Genomic DNA, 22,870 nt, shown 5'->3' with positions numbered 1-22,870 from the left:
AGAAATGTCTCAGGCCGACAGGCCGGGCACCCACTTCTCCATGATCCGGCGATACGGCGCCTCGGCGTCGAGCTGCGCGGCGATGCCGACGCAGCCACCCAGCACACGGAACACCATGACGTACTCCGGCGGCACGTTCAGATGCCGTGAGGTCTTGTACACATCTCCACGCAGATCGGTCGCCTTGCCGACCGCGCGCTGCAACCACTTTCGCGTGAAGTGGAACGAATCCGCCATCAACGGATCGACATACGCCTTCAGATAGCGCTCGATGTCCTGCGGCGTCACCTTGTCGCGGTTGCTGCCGAGGATGAACTTCGCGTCGATCATCGCCTGCACGAGACCGTCGAATTCCTGATCACGCGCGAGACGCAGGATCTTCCCCGTCTCCGCGGGCAATCCGTTCGGATAGTGGCCCACCGCACCGAAATCGAAGACCGCGAGACGTCCGTCGTCGAGGATCTGGAAGTTCCCGGGATGCGGATCGCCGTGCAACAGCCCCACACGTGCCGGTGAGGAGATCTCGAACTCCGCGAGCTTGGCCGCGACATCGTCGCGCTGCTCCTTGGTGCCCGACGAGATGATCTGCGCCAGAGGGGTTCCCGTGACCCACTCGCTCACGACCACCTTCGGGGCGCTTGCGACGATCTTCGGGATCACGAAGTCGGGGTCACCGTCGAACTCGGCGGCGAACGCCCGCTGGTTGTTCGCCTCACCCACGTAGTCGAGTTCGTCCTCGGTGCGCGCGATGAGCTCGTCGACCAGCGCCCGTACGTCGGTGCCCGGCGTCATCCGCTGCATCAGACTCGACATGCGCGACAACGTCTTCAGGTCCGCGCGCAACGCGTGATCGGCGCCGGGGTACTGGATCTTCACCGCCACCTCGCGGCCGTCGGACCAGGTGCCGCGGTGGACCTGACCGATGCTCGCGGAGGCGGCAGGCGTGTCGGAGAACTCGGTGAAGCGCTTGCGCCACCCGGTCCCGAGCTGGGAGTCGAGAACCTGGTGCACCTTCTTGATGGGCATCGGCGGAGCCTCGGCCTGCAGCTTCGTCAGCGCCTCGCGGAACGGCTCGCCGTACTCGTCGGGGACCGCGGCTTCCATCACCGACAGGGCCTGGCCCACTTTCATGGCGCCGCCCTTGAGTTCACCGAGGACCGTGAACAGCTGTTCGGCGGCCTTCTCCATGAATTCCTGGTTGATCTCGTCCTTGTCGCCGCCGGCGAGGCGCTTGCCGAACCCGGCCGCGGCCCGACCCGCCATGCCCAGCGGGAGCGTCGCGAGTTTGGCGTTGCGCCGCCCGCGCCCCTCGGTGATGTCAGCCATGCACCTATCCCTTCCGACTGACCCCCAGGATAGTTCACCGGCGAAACAAGCAACTGCACAGCGGGTGCGGCTCCCAGCGTCGGACGCGTAATCGCGCAGGCTGCGGCAGGTATTCGAGGGTGTGGTCGATGATCTGCGGTGCCGTGGACTCGACGCGGGAACCGTCGGGTGCGGGCGGTGACCGCCGCAGACCGTGCCCGACCTGCTCGATCTGCTCCATCGCAAGGGCCGCTGTGGCCGCGACCGTCGCCGCGCTCGCGTGACCCACCTGGCCGATCATCTGACCCGCGACGAGCGGCCACCCCGGATCACGGTCGGCCCGGTGGTGATCGGCACAGCGCAGACAGCTGGTGCGGCCGGGCAGGACCAGCGGACCGATGATCCCGCTGCCGTCGCGCAGACGGACGGGCATGTGGGCGATGCCGCGTGACATGAGGCCGCCGACGATGGCCGGGTCGTGGGAGAGGTGGTCGGTGAGCACGACGAGGCCCTCGTCCCACGACGCCAACGGGGCGTCGGCCGCCCCTTGGGCCGTGCGCGGACGTTGCGCGGACACCGTCATCGGGATGGACGCCTCGCGCAGCAACGTCGTCAGGCGCGTGGTGAGCGGGCCGCGGCCGTGCAACCGCACCCGCAGCGACCGGGCGTGCTCGGTGGCATCGGGTTCGGCGACCATCCCGGCGTCACGCAGGCGATCGAGCAGATCGCGCGTGACCTGCTCGTCGAGCCCCCATCGGCCCGCGGTCCGTCGGATCTCGGTGGGCGTGCGCGCGGTGGCGAGGAACCGCAGGAACGCGACGACGTCGTCGGCGCGCAGGGTGGTGGGCAGCTGGATCACCAGACCCCGGTCGGGGTCGCAGCCGATCTGGATACAACCGTTGCCGCGGTGGACCACCGGGGTGCCCGTCCGCAGCGCCGTGAGGGTGTCGTGTCGTGCCATGGGCAGACGATGTCACCGCCGCCGGGCCCGACGCCGCGACCTGCACGGGTTATCCACAGGTCGACGTTCGCCGACCGGTGGTGTGGATGGGCTAGCGGTCGGTGTCGCCCGAGCCCGTCGGATCGTCCCCGTCGGTGTCGGTGTCCTTCTCCCCGGACGACTCCGACTCCGCCTTCGCCTCGCGAGCAGCGGCCTCGTCGGCCATCGTCTTCTCGAGCTCGGCCATCGGGTCGTCGAACGAGCTGACGTCGCCGCCGATGACCCGGTCGATGAACCCGGCGGGTGAGTCGATGTCGTCGCCGTCGGGCATGAGATCGGGGTGGGCCCAGATGCCGTCGCGGGTGGCGACGTCGCTGCTGGTGAGCAGCTTCTCCCACAGGTCGGCCGCCTCTCGGAGCTTGCGGGGGCGCAGTTCCAGACCGACGAGCGTCGCGAAGGTCTGCTCGGCGGGCCCACCGCTCGCACGCCGACGGCGCACGGTCTCGGCGAGTGCTCCCGCGGCGGGGATGCGGTCGGCGAGGGCGTGGGCGACGACGTGTTCCACCCAGCCCTCGATGAGCGCGAGCAAGGTCTCGAGCCGCGCCAAAGCCGCCTTCTGTTCGGGCGTGGTCGTGGGCTCGAACGAGGTGCCCGACGCCATCAACTCCTCGATCTTGGCGGGGTTCGACAGCAGTTCGGTCGGGTCGATGCCGTTCGCGGCCTCCTGGATGCCGGAGAAATCGACGGTGATCCCGCGGGCGTACTCCTCGACGGTCGCGAGCAGACGCTGGCGCAACCACGGCACATGCGCGAACAGGCGGACGTGCGCGGCCTCGCGCGCGGCGAAGAAGACGATGATCTCCTGCGCCGGCTGTTCGAGCCCGTCGGCGAACGCGGCGATCGCCTCGGGCAGCAGCACCGCGGTGCCGGTCGGCGCGAGCGGCAGGCCCACATCCGACGACGTCAGCACCTCTTTGGCCAGCTGGCCGAGACCCTGGCCGAGCTGCGTGCCGAACGCCATGCCGCCCATCTGGTTCAGCATGCCCATCATCGGGCCGGCGAACTGCTGGGCCTCGGCGGGCAGACCCGCACTCAACGTGCCCGCGATCTGTGTGGCGACCGGGTCACACAGCACCTTCCATGTGGGAAGCGTCTCCTCGAGCCACTGCACGGGCGTCCAGGCGACCGATGTCGTGACACCGGCGGGCAGGGTGGTGGCGCCGTCGAGCCAGACCTCCACGAGACGGACGGCGTCGGTGACCGCCGACTCCTGGCCCGCGTCGATCGGGGTGAAGTCGCCGATCTGCTGTCGGGCGAGGCTGGTGGCCACCTGGTAATTGACCGGTCCACCGCCGCCCGAGCCCGATCCCGCGCCCATGCCGCTGATCATCGACCCGAGTTGAGACAGCATCTGCCCCAGCGCATTCGGGTCGAAACCGCCTGCGCCGCCGCCGGCTCCGCCGAACCCGAACGGGTCCGATCCCGGCGCGCCACCCGACGAGGAGTCGCCGCGTTTGCGCGCGGCGTCGTCGTCGCCGTCGTCGCTGGACGATCTGAAACCGAAGGGCAGGTCATTCATGCCGTCCACGGTACCGGCGGAAGCGCCGCCACCGAGGTCACGAGCAGGCGGCAATCGGGGGTTTCGCTGTCAGCGGAGATGACGCCCGCGGGCCGGTGGTCGCCTTCGGCGCGGGCTGACCGTAACCGTTCTGCCCGGCTGCACGCGTCCGTAGTTTCAGCGCCGAAGTGCACCAGGCCGTCGCGATCGACGGCCTCGATAGGCGGAGAACCACACGTGAAGACCCTTTTCGACCTCCCCCGTGGCCGACGGGGTAGCCGTCTGACGGCGCTCGCCGCCGCGATGGCCATCGTCTCGGCCTCGGCCGGGCTGTTCGCCCCGGCGGCATCGGCGCAACCGGTCGCCCTGAACGGCCTGTTCGCCCTCGACGGCGGCGTGTGCTCGGGCGGTTCGGTGACCGGCTCCTTCTTCCGCATGATCCTGCCCGCCGGCTCCACCAGCGGTCCCTTCCTGTCCAACAGCGACTCGGGGTGCTCCGACAAGACGGTGACCCCGCTCGCCGCGGGCACCGACGGCGGTCTGACCTCGGGCACCTACCAGGCGCAGCCCGCGCAGGCGTTCGACGGCAGCGGCAACGCCGTGTCGGGCCGCGTCACCCGGCCGGTCAAGTTCTACGGCGTCGGGTTCGCGACGGCCACCAACCCGACCGACCCGCAGACCGGCTCGGCCGCCGCGCTCCCGCAACTGCGCGCCGACGGCACCAGCCTCACCGGTGACCTGAGCAGCTTCGGCGTCACCTGGAACAAGCAGGTGTTCAACCAGGGCGCACCGAAGCCGGGCGGCGGACTGCCGGGCAAGACCTCCGCGGTCCGCGGAACCATCGACCGCACCACCGGTGCGTTCGTGATCGAGTGGACGAGCCAGATCGTCGGAGGCCCCTTCAACAACTTCACCGGCCTGTGGCACCTCGCCGGCACCTACCGGGGCTCGGGCCTCGGTGGCGCGCCGGCGGCGGCCGCACCCGCTTCCGCACCTGTACCCGGCGCCCCCGCGACGACGTCGGCACCCGCTGCACCGGCACCCGGGCAGCCTGCACCGGCGGCGGGCGGGGCCACTGCGGCCGCCGCGCCGGCCGCAGCCGCAGCCGCACCCGCGGCGGTGAGCGGTGACCCCGCGTTGGCGGCGAAGACGATCGAGGTGTCGGACTCGTCGAGCCCCCGATGGCTGTTGCCGCTGCTGGTGGTGGTGACCGCGATCGCGACCGCGCTGCTCACCAACGCCGATCGGCTGTTCCGCCGGCGCAGTGCTCGATGAGCGCTCGCGCGCAGCGCCCGATGACCGCCCACCCGCGGTGAGCGTGAGCGAACGGCACGACGCCGTCCTGCCGTCGTATCCGGGGGAGGGGCGCGGCGACGCGGAGTCGGTGCCGACACCGGTCCCCGGCGACGCGGGGGCACGGTTGCGCCGGTGGCGATGGGTTCTCGTGCTGCTGCTCGGTGCGGTGCTGACCATCGCGCCGCTGGCCGGGGGCATGTTCTACCCGGCAGCCCAGGGCCAGGCCATGATCGGCGCCTTCGAGCCCTACATGACGACCGATCGTCTCGACGGCTTCCGCGCAGACCTCGACCGACTCGCCGTCGCACGTGCGGCCACGGTGCGTCTTGACGCGGCCAACCGGATCGACGCCGGACGGTTCCCGCAGGTCGCCGGGTTCCAGACGCGGTACGGCGACATCGACGCCGACATGACCGGGCTGCTCGATCGGATCGATTCCGCGCGTGGCGATTTCGGGAACCTGGCGGCGATGCGTCCGTTGGACGTCATCCCGTTCGTGCCGGTCGGCGCGGGACTGCTGCTGATCGGGGCCGGGGTGTGGGGGCTGCGTCGCGGACACACCGTGCCCGGCCGGATCGGCGCGGCCGCGCTCGTCCTCGCGGTCGCCGTCGGCCTCGTCGCCTACCCGGTGGCCACGTCGATGGTGTCGCACTCGCGGGCCGCGAGTCCGCTGCTCGATCGCTTCGACGGTGTCGTCACCGCCGAGAAGGTCCGCGACGTCCAGGACTACTTCGTCGTCCTCGTCGGGGCGGTCGGACAGATCGACAGCAGCTATCGCACCGCGGTCGACACCCCCGTCTCGTCGCGCGCCGATCTCGCCGGCGTCGACGATCTCAGCGCCTCGTGGCAACGGATGTCGTCGGATTTCGCAGGTCTGATCGGGACCCTGAACGACAACGTGAAGAACTACGCCGGCGTCGCCCGGCTCGACCACCGCACCGATGCCCTGGGCGTCGGCGCATTCGCCCTGCTGCCCTGGTTCCTCATCGGATCAGGCGTGCTCGCCGGCCTTCTCGGTGCGGTGGGCGCGCTCGGGCGCACCGCACGACGCACGACAGGAGCACGATGACCCTCTCCCTTCTCACCCGGGTGCGACCGCGTTCGGCCCGGACGAGCCATCGACGGCGATCGCTGCCGACGTTCGTGGTGGCGCTAGCGCTCGGCGCCGGCCTGCTCGCCGCATGTGGATCGAATTCCGGTGCGCCCGCGCAATCCGGCGACCTCGTGGGCCTGCTGCGGCTGACGCCCGGCGCGGTGTCCGGCGACACGGTCACCGGATCGTGGTTCTCGATGGTGCAACCCGGCGGTACGCCCGAGAAGGGACCGTTCATGCCGAATGGGGACTCGCCGGCGAAGGGCGGCACCGTCACCCTCCTGTCCCCGGGGAGCGAGGGCGGCCTGCGCGTCGGCGGCTACCAGTCCGAACCGACCCCCGCATTCCGGGACGGGAACGCCCTCGCGGGGTCGATCATGGCGCCCACCAAGTTCTTCGGTGTGGAGTTCGGTGCCTCGACGAACCCGATCGATCCCCAGACCCGCAACGCGGTGGTGGCGCCCTCGGTGCGCAACGAGGGCGGAAAGCTCACGGCGAACCTCACCGCGTGGTCGGCGTCGTGGAACAACCAGGAGTTCAACCAGGGCGCCCCGAAGGCGCCGGCGAAAGCCGGTCCGGCCGTCCCCGGCGTCGCGCAGGCCACCCGCGCGTGGGACTGGGTGTCGCAGAAGTGGTTCGGGCAGAGCGCGGTCTCGGCCGGTGACGGGCCTCCGGCCACCGGCACCTACGACAGCGGCACGCTCGCATACACACTGGAGTGGACCAGCCTCATCGTAGGCGGTCCGTTCAACGGCTTCACCGGCGTGTGGCACCTCGAGGGTGTCTACGAACCGCAGGCAGCCGCCCCGTCGACCGCACCGCCGTCCGCGTGAGCCCCGCCGACCACGTGGATGCCGCCGCCCAACACTCGAGAGAGAGCTTTGACGTGAGCCACGACGACCCGATCACCGAGGAGATCCCGGCCCAGCCCGCGGCCCGCCGCCGCCCGTCGGCGCCGACGGTGGTGCGTGCGCTGTCGGGCATCACGGTCCTCGCCGTACTGGCCTCGGCCACCTGGTACGCCGACGCCGGTCGGCGGGTGGTGGTCACGACACCGGCCGTCGCGCAGCAGGCGGCCATGGTGGCGCCCGCGTCACCCCCTGCCGGTGCTGCCCAGGGGGCCGCGACGCCGACATCGCCGAGGCCCGCACCGGCGGCGCCTGCCGCGAACGCCCCGGCCGCCGCGGTGGCCATCACCCCGGGTGGCGGTGGGGCGACACTGCCCGGTGCCACCGCCATCACGCCCGGTACCGGCGCGAACCCGGCCACGCCCATCGCCCCCGGCGCCGGGGCCCCGGGATCATCGACACAGATCGGTGCGGGCGGGGCGGGTCTGTCGGTCGCACCGATCACCGAGCAGGCGGCGTGCCCCATCGGACTGCCGAAACCCGACAAGACCGGCGGTCTGTCGTCGATCGTCGAGCTCTCGCCGATGTTCGGGCCGTTCGCGTCCGAGGTCTTCGCCCTCGGCCCGGCGATCCAGCCGCTCATGCAGTTCGCCGGTCCGTTCCTCGCCGAACTCGAACCGGTGATCCACCAGAACCTCCCGTGGCTCACCCCCATCCTGAACCAGATCGCGGGCGCCGGAACGGTTGTGCTGCAAGCGATCCTGCCGTTCTACGGTCCCTACCGGGAACAGTTCATCGCCGCCGAGGGGCGATGGGCTGCGGCCGTCGCCCCGGCGCTCGCCTCGGCCTATCAGTCGCCGGCCGCAGCCTGCCTCACCGCCTTCGAGGGGCAGTTGATCCGTTCGGCGAAGGGGAACCGGGTGACGGCGCCGTCGCTGGCGCACCCGGGGCGCGTGGTCACCCTCGGACCTCGACGCTGACGGGCGGGTCCCGCGCAACCTCTACTGTGGTCGACGTGAGAGTTGTCCCGGCGAATCGGCGAATGGTGACGCTGGCCGTCACCCTGGTGCTGCTGGTGGTGTTGGTCGTCGTCGGCGCGTTCGTCCGGGTGCCCTACGTCAGCCTCGGACCGGGCCCCACCGTGAACACCCTCGGTGCCGTCGGGCAGACCCCCGTGGTGAAGATCTCCGGCGCCCCCGTCCGCGCGACCGACGGCAACCTCAACCTCACTACGGTGTCGGTGACCGATCAGCTGACCCTGTTCCAGGCCATCGGGATGTGGTTCTCGGGCCGTGACTCGCTGCAGCCGCGTGAAGAGGTCTTCCCCCCGGGGCAGAGCACCGAGGAGACCCGTCGCCAGGATCAGCAACAGATGGGCGGGTCGGAGGACTCGGCCACCATCGCCGCGCTGCGCTACCTGAAGCGGCCGACGGAGCTCACGGTGACCGTGGACCCCAAGGGGCCGGCCGCGGCGAGCCTGAAGACGGGTGACCGGGTCGTGAGCGTGAACGGCGCGGCGGTCTCGACCTCGGACGAACTGCGCGACGCGGTCTCGAAGCTGAAGCCCGGCGCCGTGGTCACCCTCGGTGTGCCGAACACCGCCGCGAGCGTGCCCGCGGGAACCCCGACGCCGGTCGAGCAGCGGCGCGTCACCCTCGGTGCGCGCCCCGGCGACACCGGCAAGGGTTATCTGGGCGTCACCCCCGAGGTCGTCAACGCCGACCCGTCGCTGCGGATCGACTTCAACGTCGGCGACATCGGCGGCCCCTCGGCCGGGCTGATGCTCACCCTGGCCGTCATCGACAAGCTCGGCACCACCGATCTCACCGGCGGCAAGTTCATCGCCGGTACCGGCACCATCAGCGATTCCGGCGAGGTGGGCGAGATCGGCGGCATCACCCACAAGACGCTCGCCGCCCGCGAGGCCGGCGCCACCGACTTCCTCGTGCCCGCGGGGAACTGCGCAGAGGCGCGATCCGACGTCCCCGACGGCCTACGCCTGGTGCGGGTCGACACCCTGTCCGACGCGATCGGCGAACTCGCCGCGATCCGCGACGGAAAGAACGTCACCCGGTGCTGAGCACACCGCGGGTGCCGGGTTCAGAAGTCCTCGGGGTCGTTCTCGAGGGTGGTCGTGAGCGCGGCGATGAGGTTGGGCGCGAGTTCGGGGTGGGCGAGCAGCTCGACGGGCGCGTCCTCCTCGCCGAGCGGCGGCCGCAGCTGCAGCAGACACAGGTTCTGACCACCGCGCAGGACCGCGGCCACCAGACGCGCCTCGTTCGCCTCGGGGTGTTCGAGCGCGGTCTGGCGAGCGGCCTCGTCGGCGGCGTCGCGGTCGGCCAGCAGGGGCACGAGCGCCTCGTCGAGATCGGTCTCGGCCTCGGGTGGCAACACGATGATCTCCTGCACCAGCACGCATCCCGCGACGGTGCCCGGCCAGCTGGTGGTGCCCAGGACGTGTTCGAGCTCGGTCATGCCGCTGTCCTCGGAGACCGGCAGCGGGTCCTGTTCGACGAGCGTCAACTCGGTCTCGTCGAGGGAGTCGACGAGGTCGGGCTGTGCCTGCATCACCAGCGCGGTGGGCACGAGCGCGAACAGCACGGGAGGCTGTCCCCATCCGTTGGCGTCGACGAACTCGACGACCTCGCGTACGGCGACGCCGAGGGCGTCGGATGACAGTGGCGGCAGACTGTGGTCGGTCACCGGCCCATCCTGTCACCGCGAACGCGGCAGGTCCGTCACCGGCGGTCGTGAGCACGAGGCCTCCTCGCCGAGGTGGCCGTCAGTAAAGTGTTGGCAAAGCAGCTCCGTGGCCGTCTGGCGCGGGACCATGAGTGGGAGTGTGAGACGTGAACGTACGGGGTCCGGCAGGAATGCCGACACTGTCGAGGCGGAGCAAGATTCTGATCGGGGTCGCCGTCGCCCTCCTGGTCATCCTGCTGGTGGGGCCGCGTCTGATCGGGCTGTACACCGATCTGCTGTGGTTCGACGATCTTGGTTACAGCAATGTCTTCTCCACCATCATCTGGACGCGGGTGGCGTTGTTCTTCATCGTCGGGTTCGTCGCCGGGGCGATCGTGTTCGGCGCCCTTGCCCTGGCGTATCGGTCCCGCCCGGTCTTCGTGCCCACGAGTGGCCCGGGCGACCCGATCGCGCGGTACCGCGCCGTGGTCATGACCCGCATCCGCTGGTTCGCGATCGTGCCCGCGCTGATCATCGGTCTGCTCTCGGGTCTGGTGGCGCAGGGGTCGTGGGCGACGGTCCAGACGTTCCTGCACGGCGAGTCGTTCGGCGTGAAGGACCCGCAGTTCAACTACGACGTCAGTTTCTACGCGTTCGATCTGCCGTTCTTCCGTTTCGTGCTGAACTTCCTGTTCGTGCTGCTGGTCGTCGCTTTCATCGCGAGTCTGGTGACGCACTACATCTTCGGTGGCATCGCGCTCAACGGGCGCAACGGCACGCTCACCAAGGCCGCGCGTATCCAGCTGGCCGTCATCGCGGGACTCTTCCTGCTGCTCAAGGCCGTTGCCTACTGGTTCGACCGGTACACGCTGCTCTCGAGCACCCGCAAGCAGGAGATCTTCACCGGTGCGAGCTACACCGACATCAACGCGGTGTTGCCCTCGAAGCTGATCCTGTTGGCCATCGCGGTCATCTGTGCCGCCGCGTTCTTCGGCGGCATCGTGCTCCGCGACCTCCGTGTCCCCGCCCTCGCGACGGCGTTGATGCTGTTGTCGGCGTTGGTGATCGGTGTCGGTTGGCCGTTGGTGATGGAGCAGTTCTCCGTCAAGCCCAACGCAGCGCAGAAGGAATCGGAGTTCATCGGGCGCAACATCAGCGCCACCGAGGCGGCGTACAAGATCGGCGACGACAACGTCAAGTACCAGACCGACTGGACCCAGCAGCCCGCGGTGCAGCAGGCCGTCGACAACGACCGGGCGACCCTGTCGAACATCCGCCTGCTCGACCCGAACGTGATCTCCGAGGCGTTCACGCAGCTGCAGCAGGGCGCGAACTTCTACGGGTTCCCATCGCAGCTCGCGATCGACCGCTACCGCGTGAACAACGAACTGCGCGACTACATCGTCGCGGTGCGTGAACTCGATCCGAGCCGGTTCGCCGAGAACCAGCAGAACTGGATCAACAAGCACACCGTCTACACCCACGGCAACGGGTTCGTCGCCTCGCCGGCGAACCGGACCGCCCAGGCGGCGTCCTCGGGCACCGATGTCAACAACGGCGGACAGCCGGAGTTCGACGTCAGCGACCTCGAGAACATCAACAGCGCCGACTACAAGGCCAACGCGCCCATCAAGGTCACACAGCCACGAATCTACTTCGGCGAGTTGATCTCCAAGGTCAATCCCGACTACGCGATCGTCGGGTCGGACGGCGGCCAGGGCGTCGAGTACGACACCGCCAACTCGCCGCGCTACACCTACACCGGCGACGCCGGCGTCTCGCTGGGTAACATCTTCAACCGCCTCGCGTACTCCATCAAGTACACCGAGCGGAATATCCTGCTCTCGGGTGCGATCAACAAGAACTCGAAGATCATCTACAACCGCGACCCCCGCGACCGTGTGAAGAAGGCGGCGCCGTGGCTCACGGTCGATTCGAAGACCTACCCGGCCGTGATGAGCGACGGGTCGATCCAGTGGATCGTCGACGGGTACACCACGCTCGACAACTACCCGTACGCGCAGAAGACGTCGCTGCAGGACGCCACCACCGACGCCCAGGAACTGAACCAGGGCCAGACCGGTCGTACGCAGATCAACAAGCAGATCGCCTACGTCCGCAACTCGGTGAAGGCCACGGTCGACGCGTACACCGGCAAGGTGACGCTCTACCAGTTCGACGACAAGGATCCGGTCCTCAAGACCTGGATGAAGGTGTTCCCGGGCTCGGTCAAGTCGCGCGCGGACTTCGACAAGAACACCAGCCTCGTGGAGCACGTGCGGTATCCGGAGGACCTGTTCAAGATCCAGCGGACGCTGCTCGAGAAGTACCACGTGAAGGATCCGCAGACGTTCTTCCAGGGCAACGCCTTCTGGTCGGTCCCGACCGATCCGACCGATCCGAACGCCGTCACCCAGGGGCTCGATCAGCCGCCGTACTACTTCGTGGCGGCCGACCCCCGGACGGGCAACGCGACCTTCCAGCTGACGAGCGTGCTCAACGCCCTCAACCGGGACTTCCTGGCGTCGTACATGACGGTGTCGTCGAACCCGGACAGCTATGGGCAGATGACCGTGCGGGAGGTCCCGCTCAACCCACAGCGCGAGGGCCCGAAGCAGGCGTTCTCGGCGATGTCGACGTTCGGTCAGGTCAACGAGGATCTGCGTAACCTGCAGAGCTCGGCCAACGTCCGGTTCGGCAATCTGCTCACACTCCCGGTGGGGCAGAACGGGATCCTCAACGTGGTGCCCCTCTACGCCCAGGCGAAGAACGACGCGACGTTCCCACGCCTGTACCGCGTGATCGTCCGCTACCGCGCCTCGAGCAACCAGCCGATCACCATCGGCTACGCGCCGACGATCGGTGAGGCGCTCGCCCAGGCCGGCATCAGCCGCGCCAACGCGACCGATCCCAGCTCGGTCCCGGACGGTCAGGACACCGGGGAGCAGAACGGCCAGACGGGCCAGACGGGTCAGAACGGCCAGACGGGCCAGAACGGCCAGGCTCAGGTGCCCACCACGGCCCCGAGTTCGACACCGCCGTCATCGACCGCCGCACCCAGCGGCGGCTCGAACGCCGACCGGGACGCCGCGGTCGCCGAGCTCAACGGCGCCATCGACGCGCTGCAGCAGGCGCAGAACTCGGGCAACTTCACCCAGTACGGGCAGGCGCTCGATCGCCTCCGTGCGGCGACCGAGAGGTACGAAGCACTCCCCAAGTGACCGCCTTCCCGGTCGTCGTTGATCAGACGGCGGCCGGGAACTAGCGTTCCTGCGATGGCGATGCCCGACGTCGGAGTCGACTGGCTGCTCGACGCCGATCCCACGCTGCGATGGCAGGTCGAGCGCGACGTCGTCGGTGCGCCGAGTGCCGTCTGGGAGGCGACACGTGCCCGCACCACGGTCGAGGGCCACGGGGCCCGTCTGCTGTCGCTGCAGGACCACGACGGGCAGTGGGCCGGCGGTGCGTTCTTCCCGGCCGGGTTCGTCGACAGTGGTGGTGACGGCCAGCCGTGGACGGCGACGACGTGGAGCCTGACCACCCTGCGGGAGTGGGGCGTCGACGCCGAACCGCTGCGACGGCGCGGGACCGCAGAGCTCCTCGCCGCAAACGCCCGATGGGAGTACGACGATCTGCCCTACTGGGGTGGTGAGGTGGATGCGTGCATCAACGCCATGACGCTCGCCAACGGACAGTGGCTCGGGGCCGACGTCGCAGCGCTCGTCGACTGGTTCGCCGAACACCAGCTCGCCGACGGGGGATGGAACTGCGAATGGGTCGAGGGCGCGCAGCGTTCCTCGTTCCACTCGACCCTGAACTCGCTGCGCGGCCTGCTGTCCTACGAGATCGCCACCGGCGACATTCGCGTCGCGTCGATCCGTCGAGCAGGCGAGGAGTACCTGTTGTCGCGCAACCTGTTCCGCAGGGCGAGCACGGGTGAGGTCGTCGGCCCGTGGGCGACCCGGTTCGTGTACCCGGCGCGGTGGGTCTACAGCGTGCTCGGCGCCGCCGATCACCTCCGGATGGCCGCCTCCGTGGACGGCGTCGGTCCCGACCCGCGGATGGCCGACGCGATCGCTCTCATCCGCGCTGCCCGCCGCGACGACGGGACGTGGCTGCAGGGTGGCCGGCATCCCGGCGCGGTGTGGTTCCAGACCGACGTCCCGCCCGGCGAACCGTCCCGCTGGCTGACGCTCATCGGGACCCGAGTTCTGGCCTGGTGGGACGACCATCACCGCTGATGCCGCAGCTCAGGGCGCGATTTGCAGTCTGCGCGAGCCGCTGTGTAACGTTGTGTTCACCCGACGCGGGGTGGAGCAGCTCGGTAGCTCGCTGGGCTCATAACCCAGAGGTCGCAGGTTCAAATCCTGTCCCCGCTACTAGGTAAGAGACCCTCGGAGTTCGCTCCGAGGGTCTCTTTCGTTTATGTGATCGGTGGTCTCGGTCAGTCCGCGGTGACCCCGATCTGCCAGCTGACGCCGAAGCGGTCCTGTACCCAGCCGAACGGCCCGAATCCGTAGTCGCCCAGCGGCATGAACTCCTGGCCGTCTTCTGACAGCGCGGTGAACACGCGACGCTGATCGTCCTCGGTGTGGCAGTCGACCCAGATCGACATCGCCGGCGTGACATCCCATGCATGGGTGATCGCCGAGTCGCTGCACCGGATCCGCAGCCCGGCCACCTCGAACTCGGCGAGGAACACCGTGCCCTCGCCTCCGGGCTCGTCCGCGCCTCGGCGACGATCCGAGATGACCCGACCATCGAAGATGTGGACGTAGGCGGACATGGCGGCGGCCGCCACACTGTCGGACGACGGTTGGAAGGTCAGGAAGGGGAGGGCTCGCATCAGCTCATCCTAGGGACGGCGTAGGTCCCAGGGGCACGGTCAGGCTGGGCGCCGGGTCCCCTGGTGAGTCCGCCCCAGAGCGGGCACGGCAGCGCCGAGGACGCCGCGGATGAGACCCTTGGTCATGTCGGCCAGGTCGAAGTAATCGCGCCACAGTGTGATTCGTCCGTCGGTCACCTCGAAGACGCCGCACACCCAGAACTGCAGCCGCACCGGCCCGAAGGTCAGCGCATCGGTGCGCTCGTTCATCACCGTCGATCCGTTCGACGTCGAACGATGCACGATCACGTCGAACGCGACCCGGCCCTCCATCCGTCGGAAGAGGGCCATCGCCCGTCGGGACCCGCGGATGGTGGGCAACCCGACGTTCTCGTACACGAGGTCGTCGGCGAGAAGCGCTGCGGCGGCGTCGAAGTCCTCATCGCGAAGAGCGTGGAGAAAATCGGTGACGACCATCGCGTGGTCGGTGGTGTCCGTGACTATGTCGGTGTCCATGCGTCCACCATCGCACTTCGATGGCGCGACCCGCGAGGTCTCGATCCGGATTCGGTCGTGCGGAGAGGTAAGGATCTTGGTACGCTATGGTACCGGACCGGCATGGCGCCGATTCATCGAGAGGAGTCGGTCATGGGAAGTGTCGCCACCACCATCGCGCAGATCATCGCAGCGCCGTTCATCGGCATCGGTGCCATCGGAGCGATTGCCGCGGGCATCGCGATCTTGATCGGCGGGTACGTGTTCCACATCGGCTGAGGGTGATTGTCGTACCCCTGTTCTAGGGTTGATTCATGCGCGACGCGGGGGTGCGACGAGTGAGAATTGAGCGCAGCGAGGCTCGGAGCGAAGGCGCGTCCACCCCCGTTGTCACAGCTTGGGCTGGGGTGGATGCGGGGTCGGTGGGGTTGCTCACCGATCACGTCGCTGCGCCGGTGAACGCGTTGTTGGGCAACATGGTTCACGCCGCCGCCGGACAGGCCTATTTGGAGTGGACGCGGTATCGCGACGCCGGTGAACTGCACCGGCAGTTGGTGGTGCCCCATGAGGCGTCGGATCGTCGAACGTTCGACGCGACGATGCAGTGCGCGGCCCGGATCGCGGTCACCCACTCGATCTCCCAGGGCGCGGCGGAGCGGATCGTCGACACCGCCGTCGCGTTACGTGACCGGCTCCCGAAGGTGGCTGAGTGTCTCCGGGACGGGAAACTCGCACCGCGGTATGTGCGGGTGATCGTCGAACGCACCGACCTGCTGATCGACCGTGACGCCCAGCAGGTCGTCGACACCGAGATCGCGGCGGCGTTGCGTCGTCGGGGGTCGTGGTCGCCGTCACGGATCCGGGACATGGTTGACCGCAGCGTCTACCGCGTCGACCCCGACGCCGTGCGTGCTCGACGCAAGGCGGCGGTCGATGCGCGGGGGTTCTGGACCGAACGTCTCGAGGACGGCATGGCGCGGGTGGAGGCCACCTCCACCGCTGAGAAGGCCATCCAGATATCCCGACGGGTTGACGCTTTGGCCCGCGCGGTCTGCGACAAGGACGGTCGGTCGTTGGCGGCGAGGAAGTCGGATGCGCATTTCTGTCTCGTCATGGGGGTGGCGTGGGAATGCCAGTGCGGCGGCGATGAGTCGTGCGATGCCCCTACGGTTCCCGACCCCGAAGCGCCTGCAGTGCGGGATCTACCCGGCGCCGGGACACACATGACCCTGCATGTCATCTGTGATCTGGAGACCGTCGCCGGGGACGGGGAGACACCGTGTTTTCTCGACGGGTACGGGGTGATCTCCCCAGCCCACCTCGACGACCTCCTCACCGAACCCGGCGTACAGATCGCCCCGATCGGACACTCCGACGATCCGCTCGCACCACACACCCCGGGGAATCCGTATCGGCCGTCGACCGCACTGGACACCGTGGTCCGGGCGCGGTCGTTGTACTGCGACGTCGCCGGATGCGAACGACCCGCCTGGGTCTGCGACATCGACCACATCCACGAGTACGACCACGACCATCCCGCCCATGGCGGGCAGACGTGCCCGGGCAACACCGGGTCGAAATGCCGGCTGCACCACAACCTCAAAACCCACACCGCGTTCCTCGACGACCAGACCATCGGCCGCGACGGACGCATCCAATCGGTGATCATCACCCCCGAAGGCCTCACCGTCGACGGGCCCGCATTCGACGGCACCGACCTGTTCCCCGCCCTCAAAGACATCCAATTCACCGCACCACAGAACGCACCACCACTGGCCAACCCAACAGCAGAACCCGCACCGACCAGACGCCGACCACGCCTGGCAGACAAACACGCCCGCCGACAGACCGAACGAGAACACAACCGACGCACCCGAGAGGCGGAAGAGCAAGCCGCACGCGACGCCGAGGACGACAGCCCACCACCGTTCTGACGTGCGGCAGGTGGCGCACAGCCGTGCGTCTACTGTTCTGCGCATGAGTCTGCGACACGACGTGGCCGGTGACGGCCCCACATTGGTCTTGGTCCACGGAGTGGTCCATCGCAGGCAGGCCTGGGATCCGGTGCTCGACCTGCTGACGCCATATCGGCGGGTCGTGACCGTCGACCTGCCCGGTCACGGCGAATCCGACGACGTCGATGTCTTCGGAGCCGAGCGGTTGGCCGCATTCATCGAGAGCCTCTCCGACTTCGTCACCGAGGTCGGCGGGCCCGACGAGCCGGTGCACATCGCCGGGAACTCACTCGGCGGCTTCCTCGCCATGGCGTTGGCCGCGCGCGGAGACGTCGCCTCGGCGACCGCGCTGTCGCCGGCCGGGTTCTGGAAGACCCCGGCGGCCCAGGCGCGCGGGTTGGCCAAGTTCCGTGCGTTGCGTGCGGCCGCCGGCGCGATGGGGGATCAGGCGCCGAAGGCGTTTCGCAGCAAGTTGGTTCGCTACCCGTCGTTGGCACCGTTCTTTGCCCACCCCAGCCGCATCTCCTACGAGAACGCGGTGATCGACGTCGGCTCGCTGCTCACCAACACGACGCTCGCCGGCGGTGTCGATGCACCGTTCGAGCTGCCGCCGGTCACCTCACCGCTGGTGCCGGTCACCGTCGCGTGGGGGACGCGCGACCTGATCCTCCCGCACCGCGACCGCCACAACGTGGCCACACACTTCCCCCACGCACGCATCATCTCGGTGCCCGGCGTGGGACACGTTCCCATGTCGGACAATCCGGAGCTGATCGCGTCCATCCTGCTCGCCGGCAGCGAACCCGCCGCGAGCCCTCGATAACCGGTCGCGCACCGGTTATCATCGATCCCAGGCGCTCGCCGAGGCGCCTCCGGGTCCGCGGACAGGGCTGAGCCCACTCGGTAGGCGTCACCGGAGTATCGACCACCCACCTCCTTTCGGCCTGTCCCGCGGACCGCAGGCAACGAGAGGAGCCTGCCGTGGCACACTTTCCCGACAACCCCGATCTCGATCAACTGCGCACGCGCGCACGAGAACTGCAGCGCGCGGTGCGCCGCGACGACCCGGGGTATCCGCTGACCACCGCGCAGCGCGACCTGGCCCGCGAGTACGGCTTCGCCAGTTGGCCGCGCCTCGTACGGCACGTGCAGGCCATCACCGGTCGTCGATGGACTCTCGCCGACCGCACCACAGACTCCGCCGCGGATGCGTTCCTCGACCTCGCGTGCCTCACCTATCAGCGCGACGAGTCGCAGAACGCCGGCCGCGCAGAGGAGCTTCTCGCTGCGCAGCCGAGCCTGAGCCGGACGAACACGGCGACCGCGGCGGTCACCGCCGATGTGGCTGCGCTGCGAGAGATGTTGACAGACAACACCTCAGCGGCGCGCGAACCAGTGGGCCCGTTCGGCTGGACGCCCCTGATGTACCTCGCGTACGGTCGCCTCGACACCGACGTCGACGACTGCCTCGCGGCCGCACAGCTCCTGATCGAGGCCGGAGCGGATGCGAACGACGGGCGATTCTTCGCAGGTCTGGCCACCCCGTTCACGATCCTCACCGGGGTGTGCGGTGGGGGAGAGCGGGACCAGCCGCCGCATCCACACGTCCTCGACCTCGCGCGTCTGCTGCTCGAGGCGGGTGCCGAGGCCAACGACGGCCAGACCGTCTACAACCGCATGTTCGGCACCGATGACAGCGTATACGCGCTACTGTTCGAGCACGGCCTCGGCCGTGGCGACGGGGGGCCCTGGCGCGCAGCACTTCCCGACGTCCTGCCGGCACCCCGCGACATCGTCGGCGGACTGCTCGCGTGGGCGGTGACCCACGATCAACGCGACCGGGTCGACCTGCTCGCCTCCCACGGCATCGACGTCGGTGCGCCGCTTCCCGACGGCCGACTCCCCATCGATGTGGCCGTCGGACACGGTCACGCTGCGCTCGCCCACCGCCTCACCGCACTGGGTGCCGCGATGCCGACGCTGTCACCGGAGGAGTCGTTCGTCGCGGCGGTGCTGGCGGGAGATGCGGGCGCGGTCACCGCCACGTCCGCCGACGTGGTGTCGGCCGTGCGCGACGCCCGCCCGGCCCTGATGGTGTGGGCCGCGGCCCACGGTCGGGTCGCCGCCGTGGAATTGCTGAGCGACAACGGGTTCGACATCGACGCGATGGGACGGTCGGACATCGAGGTCGATCAACCGTGGCAGACCGCCCTGCACACGGCCGTCGAACGCGACGACGCCGCCATGTGCGTCCGTCTTCTCGAACTCGGTGCCGATCCCACGATCCGTGACGCCCGCTTCGACTCGATGCCTGCGCAGTGGGCTCGCCATCTCGGCCACGACGACCTCGCCGAGCTGTTCGAGAGCTGACCCGTCGGTCAGCGGCGGGGCACGAGGCGCAGCTCGCCGCCGAGACTGACCAGGGCTTCGCCGTCGCGCAGGGCGTGGTGCGTGATGCCTTCGGCCGCGAGGCGTCGACTCAGTGCGGTGCAGGCGATGCCGTCGTCGTAGCTCCCACCGATGTGGGGGATCAGCGGTCGGTCGAGCACGCCGAGTCCAATGGTGATCGGGGAGGCGACCACCGACGGGTCGTCCACTTCGGCGACGGCCGACAGATCGGGCGAGAGGACCGCGGCGCCCGCGCTGTAGCCGGCGTACCCGAGCGAGTCGTCGCCGATGCGCCGCGTGATCACGGTGTCGGCGCCGTGTGCGGCCATCGCGGACCGGAGGGCGAAGGTGTTCCCGCCGCGCACCCACAGCGCGTCGACGGTGGCCAGTCGCGCGACATCGGCGTGCTCGCGCAGGTCCAGCTCCACCGGCCGCAGACCGAGTCGGGTCATCTCGGCGTGCTCGATCTCCCCGGCGAGCGCGCGATCAGACGGTCGGTCGTCGATGGCGTTGAGCACCACGCCGATCGTCGCGCCGCGTCCCGTCACCGACACCAGCAGGTCGTCGTGTCCATCGACACCGAGGCACGTCAGGAACAGTCGCATGTCGACGAATGTAGCGACCGTCAGCGCAGAGATGCCCGAGTGCGCACTCTGCTCACAGCGGCGAGCACCACCAGGGTCACCGCCAGCAGCGTGGTGGTCAACACGGCCGCAGAGAGGGCCTGCCCGCGATCCGACAGCCCGAAGATGCTGACCGGAAGTGTCTTCCAGGTCGGCGGATAGACCATGATGGTGGCCCCCAACTCACCCATGGACAGCGCGATGGCCAGGCCGGCGGCCGCGCCCAGTGCCGGCAACAGCAGCGGCAACTCGACACCGAACAGCACGCGCGCAGGGCCGGCGCCGAGTGACTCCGCGGCCTGACGCAGTGCGGGGTCGAGACGTTCCGCGGCCGCGGACACCGAACTGAACGCGAACGCCAGCACCAACACCATGTGGGCGACGATGACGATCCACTTCGTCCCCCCGAGCAGCAGCGGCCGCGAGTTGAACGAGATCAACAGTCCCAGACCGATCGCCACCGACGGGACGGCGATCGGGATGTGGAACGCCGCGTCGGTGACGCGGCGCAGCCACGACGGTGCCGACCGCGCGGCCAGTGCGGCCCAGGTCCCGACGATCAACGCCAGTGCACCGGCGATCACCGCGGTCTGCAGGCTCACCGACAGGCTGGCGAGATCGTCACCGGAGAGCGCGTCGCCGAACCGCGCCAGCCCGAGATCGGTGGGTAGCGGACCATTCCACGACCCCGAGAAGGCCGCCAGCACCACGGTGGCGATCGGCGCGACGAAGACGATCGCCACGACGACGCCGAACAGTGCCCATACCGCGGCGCGACTACGTCGGGTCCAGAACAGCATCGCTGTCGTCCTTTCGGTGGGGCGCGCCGCGCCGCGAGCTCAGGCGTGAGAACGCCTGCCGGTAGAGCAGATAGAGGCAGATCGACAACGCGATCTGCACGGTGGCGATCACCGCGGCGCCGGGGAGGTCGAACGTGACGATCCCGCGGGTGTAGATGAGGACCGGCAGCGTGGTGACGTCCTTGGCCCCGGTGAACAGGACGATCCCGAACTCGTTGAGCGTGAGGAGCAACACCAGGCCTCCGCCTGCGGTCAGTGCGGGCCAGGCCTCGGGCATCACGACCGTACGCAGCACACGCCAGGGCGATGCGCCGAGACTGGCTGCCACGTCGAGTTGATCGCGCGGGACCATCGCGAACGCGGCGAGCAGCGGTCGCACGACGAAAGGGGTGAAGAAGGTGATCTCGGCCACGATGACACCGAGTTCGGTGGTCAGGAAGTTCACCGGGCGGGAGCCGATGATCTCGAACAGGGCCGCGTTGACGATGCCCGCGCTGCCGTAGAGGAACGTGAAGGCCAGGGTGATGAGGAACGACGGCAACGTCAGCACGGTGTCGATGAGACGCCCCACCACCCGTGAACCGGGGAACGGCACGAAGGCGAGGACCACCGCGATGAAGGTGCCGAGCACGAGACACCCGAGCGTCGCGCAGACCGCGATCCGCGCCGTGGTGAGCAGAGAGTTCTGGAACAGCTCCGACGACAGCACCCCCGACCACGAACTCGCACCGTGTCCCGCGGTGGAGTTGACCAGGACACGGATGAGGGGATACACCGCCACGACGGCGACGATCACCAGCGGACCGATCGTCCACCACGCCGCCGCGCTGCGCCCGATCACCGGGTTGGGTTCCGGTGTCGACTCCTCGAGCGGGCGTTCGGCCAGATCGGCTGTCATGGCGCGCCGTTCGTCGACACCAACACCCCGGTGCCGGGCGCGATGGTCACCCACACGGCCGAGTCGATGTCGTGCTCGGTGCGTCCCGGGAGGTCCGCGTCGAGCAGCACGTCCGGGAGGCCGTCGACCGCCAGCGTCACCCGGGTCGTCGACCCCTGCCAGACGGTGGCGGTGACCCGGGCGCGGATCGATCCATGACCCGACGTCGCGGCAACCGTGATCTCATGCGGTCGGATACACACCATCGCCGAGGTGCCCGGCGCCCAGTCCGGTGCACCGACGCGACGCGGTGGTGCGGTCACACTGAGCATGCGATCACCCACCGACACCAGCGCGCTCGTTCCCGAGACCCGGCCCACGGTGCAGGGGACCAGGTTCGCGCCGCCGAGGAAGGCGGCGGTGAACGTCGACGGCGGACGCGCCCAGAGGGCGTCGGCCGTGTCGAGATCGACCAGGTGGGCGTCGCGCATGACCGCGACGCGGTCGGCCAGCGCGAGCGCCTCGCTCTGATCGTGGGTGACGTAGAGCATCGCGGTGTCCGGCAGTGCCGCCCGAAGCTGCTGCAGCTCGGTCAGCATCGACTGTCGTAGAGCGGCATCGAGTGCGGCCAGCGGTTCGTCGAGCAGCAACACACCGGGGCGGATGGCAAGCGCTCGGGCTATCGCCACCCGCTGTTGTTGGCCGCCGGACAGCTCCCGCGGCAACCGATCGGCGTACGCCGACATGCTCACCATCGACAGCGCGTCGGTCACCCGGTCGCCGATCTCCGACCGGGCCACACGGTGGGCGCGGAGCCCGAACGCGACGTTGTCGCGGACACGCAGGTGCGGGAACAGTGCATAGGACTGGACGACCACACCGATCCCGCGTCGGGCCGGTGGGAGATCGGTGATGTCGCGGTCGCCGAGCCGGACCCGACCCGAGGAGGGGCGCACGAAACCGGCGAGAGCCTTGAGGGCGGTCGACTTGCCCGACCCGCTCGGACCGAGCAGGGCCACCGTCTCACCCGGTGCGACCCGGAGACTGAAGTCCGACAACGCCTCCGAGGCGGATCGACCGCGGCCATAGGTCACGGTGACACGGTCGAAGGTGATCGCCGGCGTCGTCGAGGAGGGAGGTGTCGGTGTCGAGGACACCGAACCACGCATCCGCCGCGTCACCGAC

The 22,870-nt window shown here is 69.2% G+C and carries 21 protein-coding genes and 1 tRNA gene; 12 read left to right on the top strand and 10 right to left on the bottom strand.

Going from position 1 to position 22,870, the window contains the following annotated elements:
• Positions 1-9: 9 nt before the first annotated feature.
• The 3 genes from OG579_RS06670 to OG579_RS06660 form a co-directional block, all read right to left on the bottom strand.
• Positions 10-1,326, bottom strand: a complete 1,317-nt coding sequence (locus tag OG579_RS06670) for an ABC1 kinase family protein (RefSeq protein WP_045823559.1) — start codon at positions 1,324-1,326, stop codon at positions 10-12.
• A gap of 34 nt (positions 1,327-1,360) precedes the next feature.
• Positions 1,361-2,266, bottom strand: a complete 906-nt coding sequence (locus OG579_RS06665; protein WP_328858530.1) for a hypothetical protein — start codon at positions 2,264-2,266, stop codon at positions 1,361-1,363.
• Between the two features lie 91 nt (positions 2,267-2,357).
• Entirely contained in the window at positions 2,358-3,824 is a 1,467-nt protein-coding gene (locus OG579_RS06660; RefSeq protein WP_328858529.1) for a zinc-dependent metalloprotease, read from the bottom strand.
• Positions 3,825-4,106: 282 nt separating this feature from the next.
• Here OG579_RS06660 and OG579_RS06655 point away from each other — a divergent pair, with 282 nt between their 5' ends.
• The 5 genes from OG579_RS06655 to OG579_RS06635 all read left to right on the top strand — a co-directional run bounded on the left by OG579_RS06655 (position 4,107) and on the right by OG579_RS06635 (position 9,120).
• Positions 4,107-5,078, top strand: a complete 972-nt coding sequence (locus OG579_RS06655) for a hypothetical protein (protein ID WP_408068805.1) — start codon at positions 4,107-4,109, stop codon at positions 5,076-5,078.
• A gap of 43 nt (positions 5,079-5,121) precedes the next feature.
• Positions 5,122-6,168 (top strand): hypothetical protein, encoded by a 1,047-nt coding sequence (locus tag OG579_RS06650; RefSeq protein WP_328858527.1) that lies wholly within the window; start codon positions 5,122-5,124, stop codon positions 6,166-6,168.
• Positions 6,165-7,025 carry a hypothetical protein gene (locus tag OG579_RS06645; RefSeq protein WP_328858526.1) on the top strand — a complete coding sequence of 287 codons (861 nt, stop codon included), beginning with the start codon at positions 6,165-6,167 and terminating at the stop codon, positions 7,023-7,025. The genes OG579_RS06650 and OG579_RS06645 overlap by 4 nt, the downstream gene beginning before the upstream one ends.
• 53 nt (positions 7,026-7,078) lie before the next feature.
• Positions 7,079-8,020 carry a hypothetical protein gene (locus tag OG579_RS06640; protein WP_328858525.1) on the top strand — a complete coding sequence of 314 codons (942 nt, stop codon included), beginning with the start codon at positions 7,079-7,081 and terminating at the stop codon, positions 8,018-8,020.
• 62 nt (positions 8,021-8,082) lie between these two features.
• Complete coding sequence (locus OG579_RS06635) at positions 8,083-9,120, top strand: YlbL family protein (RefSeq protein ID WP_328859176.1); 1,038 nt, start codon at positions 8,083-8,085, stop codon at positions 9,118-9,120.
• 20 nt (positions 9,121-9,140) lie between these two features.
• On the opposite strand, the gene OG579_RS06630 is transcribed toward OG579_RS06635, so the two are convergent.
• On the bottom strand, positions 9,141-9,743 hold the full coding sequence (locus OG579_RS06630) for a PPA1309 family protein (RefSeq protein WP_045823555.1): 603 nt from the start codon (positions 9,741-9,743) through the stop codon (positions 9,141-9,143).
• Positions 9,744-9,889: 146 nt separating this feature from the next.
• On the opposite strand from OG579_RS06630, the gene OG579_RS06625 reads away from it, so the two are divergent.
• The 3 genes from OG579_RS06625 to OG579_RS06615 all read left to right on the top strand — a co-directional run bounded on the left by OG579_RS06625 (position 9,890) and on the right by OG579_RS06615 (position 14,101).
• Positions 9,890-12,943, top strand: a complete 3,054-nt coding sequence (locus OG579_RS06625) for a UPF0182 family protein (protein ID WP_328858524.1) — start codon at positions 9,890-9,892, stop codon at positions 12,941-12,943.
• A 54-nt stretch (positions 12,944-12,997) separates the two neighbouring features.
• Positions 12,998-13,963: a prenyltransferase/squalene oxidase repeat-containing protein gene (locus OG579_RS06620; RefSeq protein ID WP_328858523.1), complete on the top strand. Its 966-nt coding sequence runs from the start codon at positions 12,998-13,000 to the stop codon at positions 13,961-13,963.
• A gap of 64 nt (positions 13,964-14,027) precedes the next feature.
• Positions 14,028-14,101: transfer RNA gene (locus OG579_RS06615), tRNA-Met, on the top strand.
• Between the two features lie 65 nt (positions 14,102-14,166).
• Here the strand turns inward: OG579_RS06615 and OG579_RS06610 are convergent.
• Positions 14,167-14,568, bottom strand: coding sequence for a VOC family protein (locus OG579_RS06610; RefSeq protein ID WP_328858522.1), 402 nt, complete (start codon positions 14,566-14,568; stop codon positions 14,167-14,169).
• Positions 14,569-14,607: 39 nt separating this feature from the next.
• A complete protein-coding gene (locus OG579_RS06605; RefSeq protein WP_328858521.1) occupies positions 14,608-15,063 on the bottom strand; it encodes a limonene-1,2-epoxide hydrolase family protein in 456 nt (151 codons plus the stop codon).
• Between the two features lie 132 nt (positions 15,064-15,195).
• On the opposite strand from OG579_RS06605, the gene OG579_RS06600 reads away from it, so the two are divergent.
• From OG579_RS06600 to OG579_RS06585, 4 genes are all read left to right on the top strand, one after another.
• Positions 15,196-15,321: a hypothetical protein gene (locus tag OG579_RS06600; RefSeq protein WP_268810454.1), complete on the top strand. Its 126-nt coding sequence runs from the start codon at positions 15,196-15,198 to the stop codon at positions 15,319-15,321.
• A 128-nt stretch (positions 15,322-15,449) separates the two neighbouring features.
• Positions 15,450-16,976, top strand: coding sequence for a DUF222 domain-containing protein (locus OG579_RS06595; RefSeq protein WP_328858520.1), 1,527 nt, complete (start codon positions 15,450-15,452; stop codon positions 16,974-16,976).
• 43 nt (positions 16,977-17,019) lie between these two features.
• Positions 17,020-17,820, top strand: coding sequence for an alpha/beta fold hydrolase (locus OG579_RS06590; RefSeq protein WP_328858519.1), 801 nt, complete (start codon positions 17,020-17,022; stop codon positions 17,818-17,820).
• A gap of 158 nt (positions 17,821-17,978) precedes the next feature.
• A complete protein-coding gene (locus tag OG579_RS06585) occupies positions 17,979-19,367 on the top strand; it encodes an ankyrin repeat domain-containing protein (protein WP_328858518.1) in 1,389 nt (462 codons plus the stop codon).
• An 8-nt stretch (positions 19,368-19,375) separates the two neighbouring features.
• On the opposite strand, the gene OG579_RS06580 is transcribed toward OG579_RS06585, so the two are convergent.
• Genes OG579_RS06580 through OG579_RS06565 form a run of 4 tightly spaced genes read right to left on the bottom strand, consistent with a single transcriptional unit; the run spans position 19,376 to position 22,854 of the window.
• Positions 19,376-19,990: a Type 1 glutamine amidotransferase-like domain-containing protein gene (locus OG579_RS06580; protein ID WP_328858517.1), complete on the bottom strand. Its 615-nt coding sequence runs from the start codon at positions 19,988-19,990 to the stop codon at positions 19,376-19,378.
• A gap of 20 nt (positions 19,991-20,010) precedes the next feature.
• On the bottom strand, positions 20,011-20,808 hold the full coding sequence (locus OG579_RS06575; RefSeq protein WP_328858516.1) for an ABC transporter permease: 798 nt from the start codon (positions 20,806-20,808) through the stop codon (positions 20,011-20,013).
• Positions 20,786-21,706, bottom strand: coding sequence for a 2-aminoethylphosphonate ABC transporter permease subunit (locus OG579_RS06570; protein ID WP_328858515.1), 921 nt, complete (start codon positions 21,704-21,706; stop codon positions 20,786-20,788). Before OG579_RS06570 ends, OG579_RS06575 begins: the two co-directional genes overlap by 23 nt.
• The gene (locus OG579_RS06565; protein WP_328859175.1) at positions 21,703-22,854 is read right to left on the bottom strand and encodes an ABC transporter ATP-binding protein; all 1,152 of its coding nucleotides are present in this window, start codon (positions 22,852-22,854) and stop codon (positions 21,703-21,705) included. Before OG579_RS06565 ends, OG579_RS06570 begins: the two co-directional genes overlap by 4 nt.
• Positions 22,855-22,870: the final 16 nt, after the last annotated feature.

This window comes from Williamsia herbipolensis (assembly GCF_036153515.1).
In the GTDB taxonomy this organism is placed as follows: domain Bacteria; phylum Actinomycetota; class Actinomycetes; order Mycobacteriales; family Mycobacteriaceae; genus Williamsia_A; species Williamsia_A herbipolensis.
Note: the sequence above shows the minus strand (reverse complement) of the source record. Positions and strands in the feature narration are given on the sequence as shown.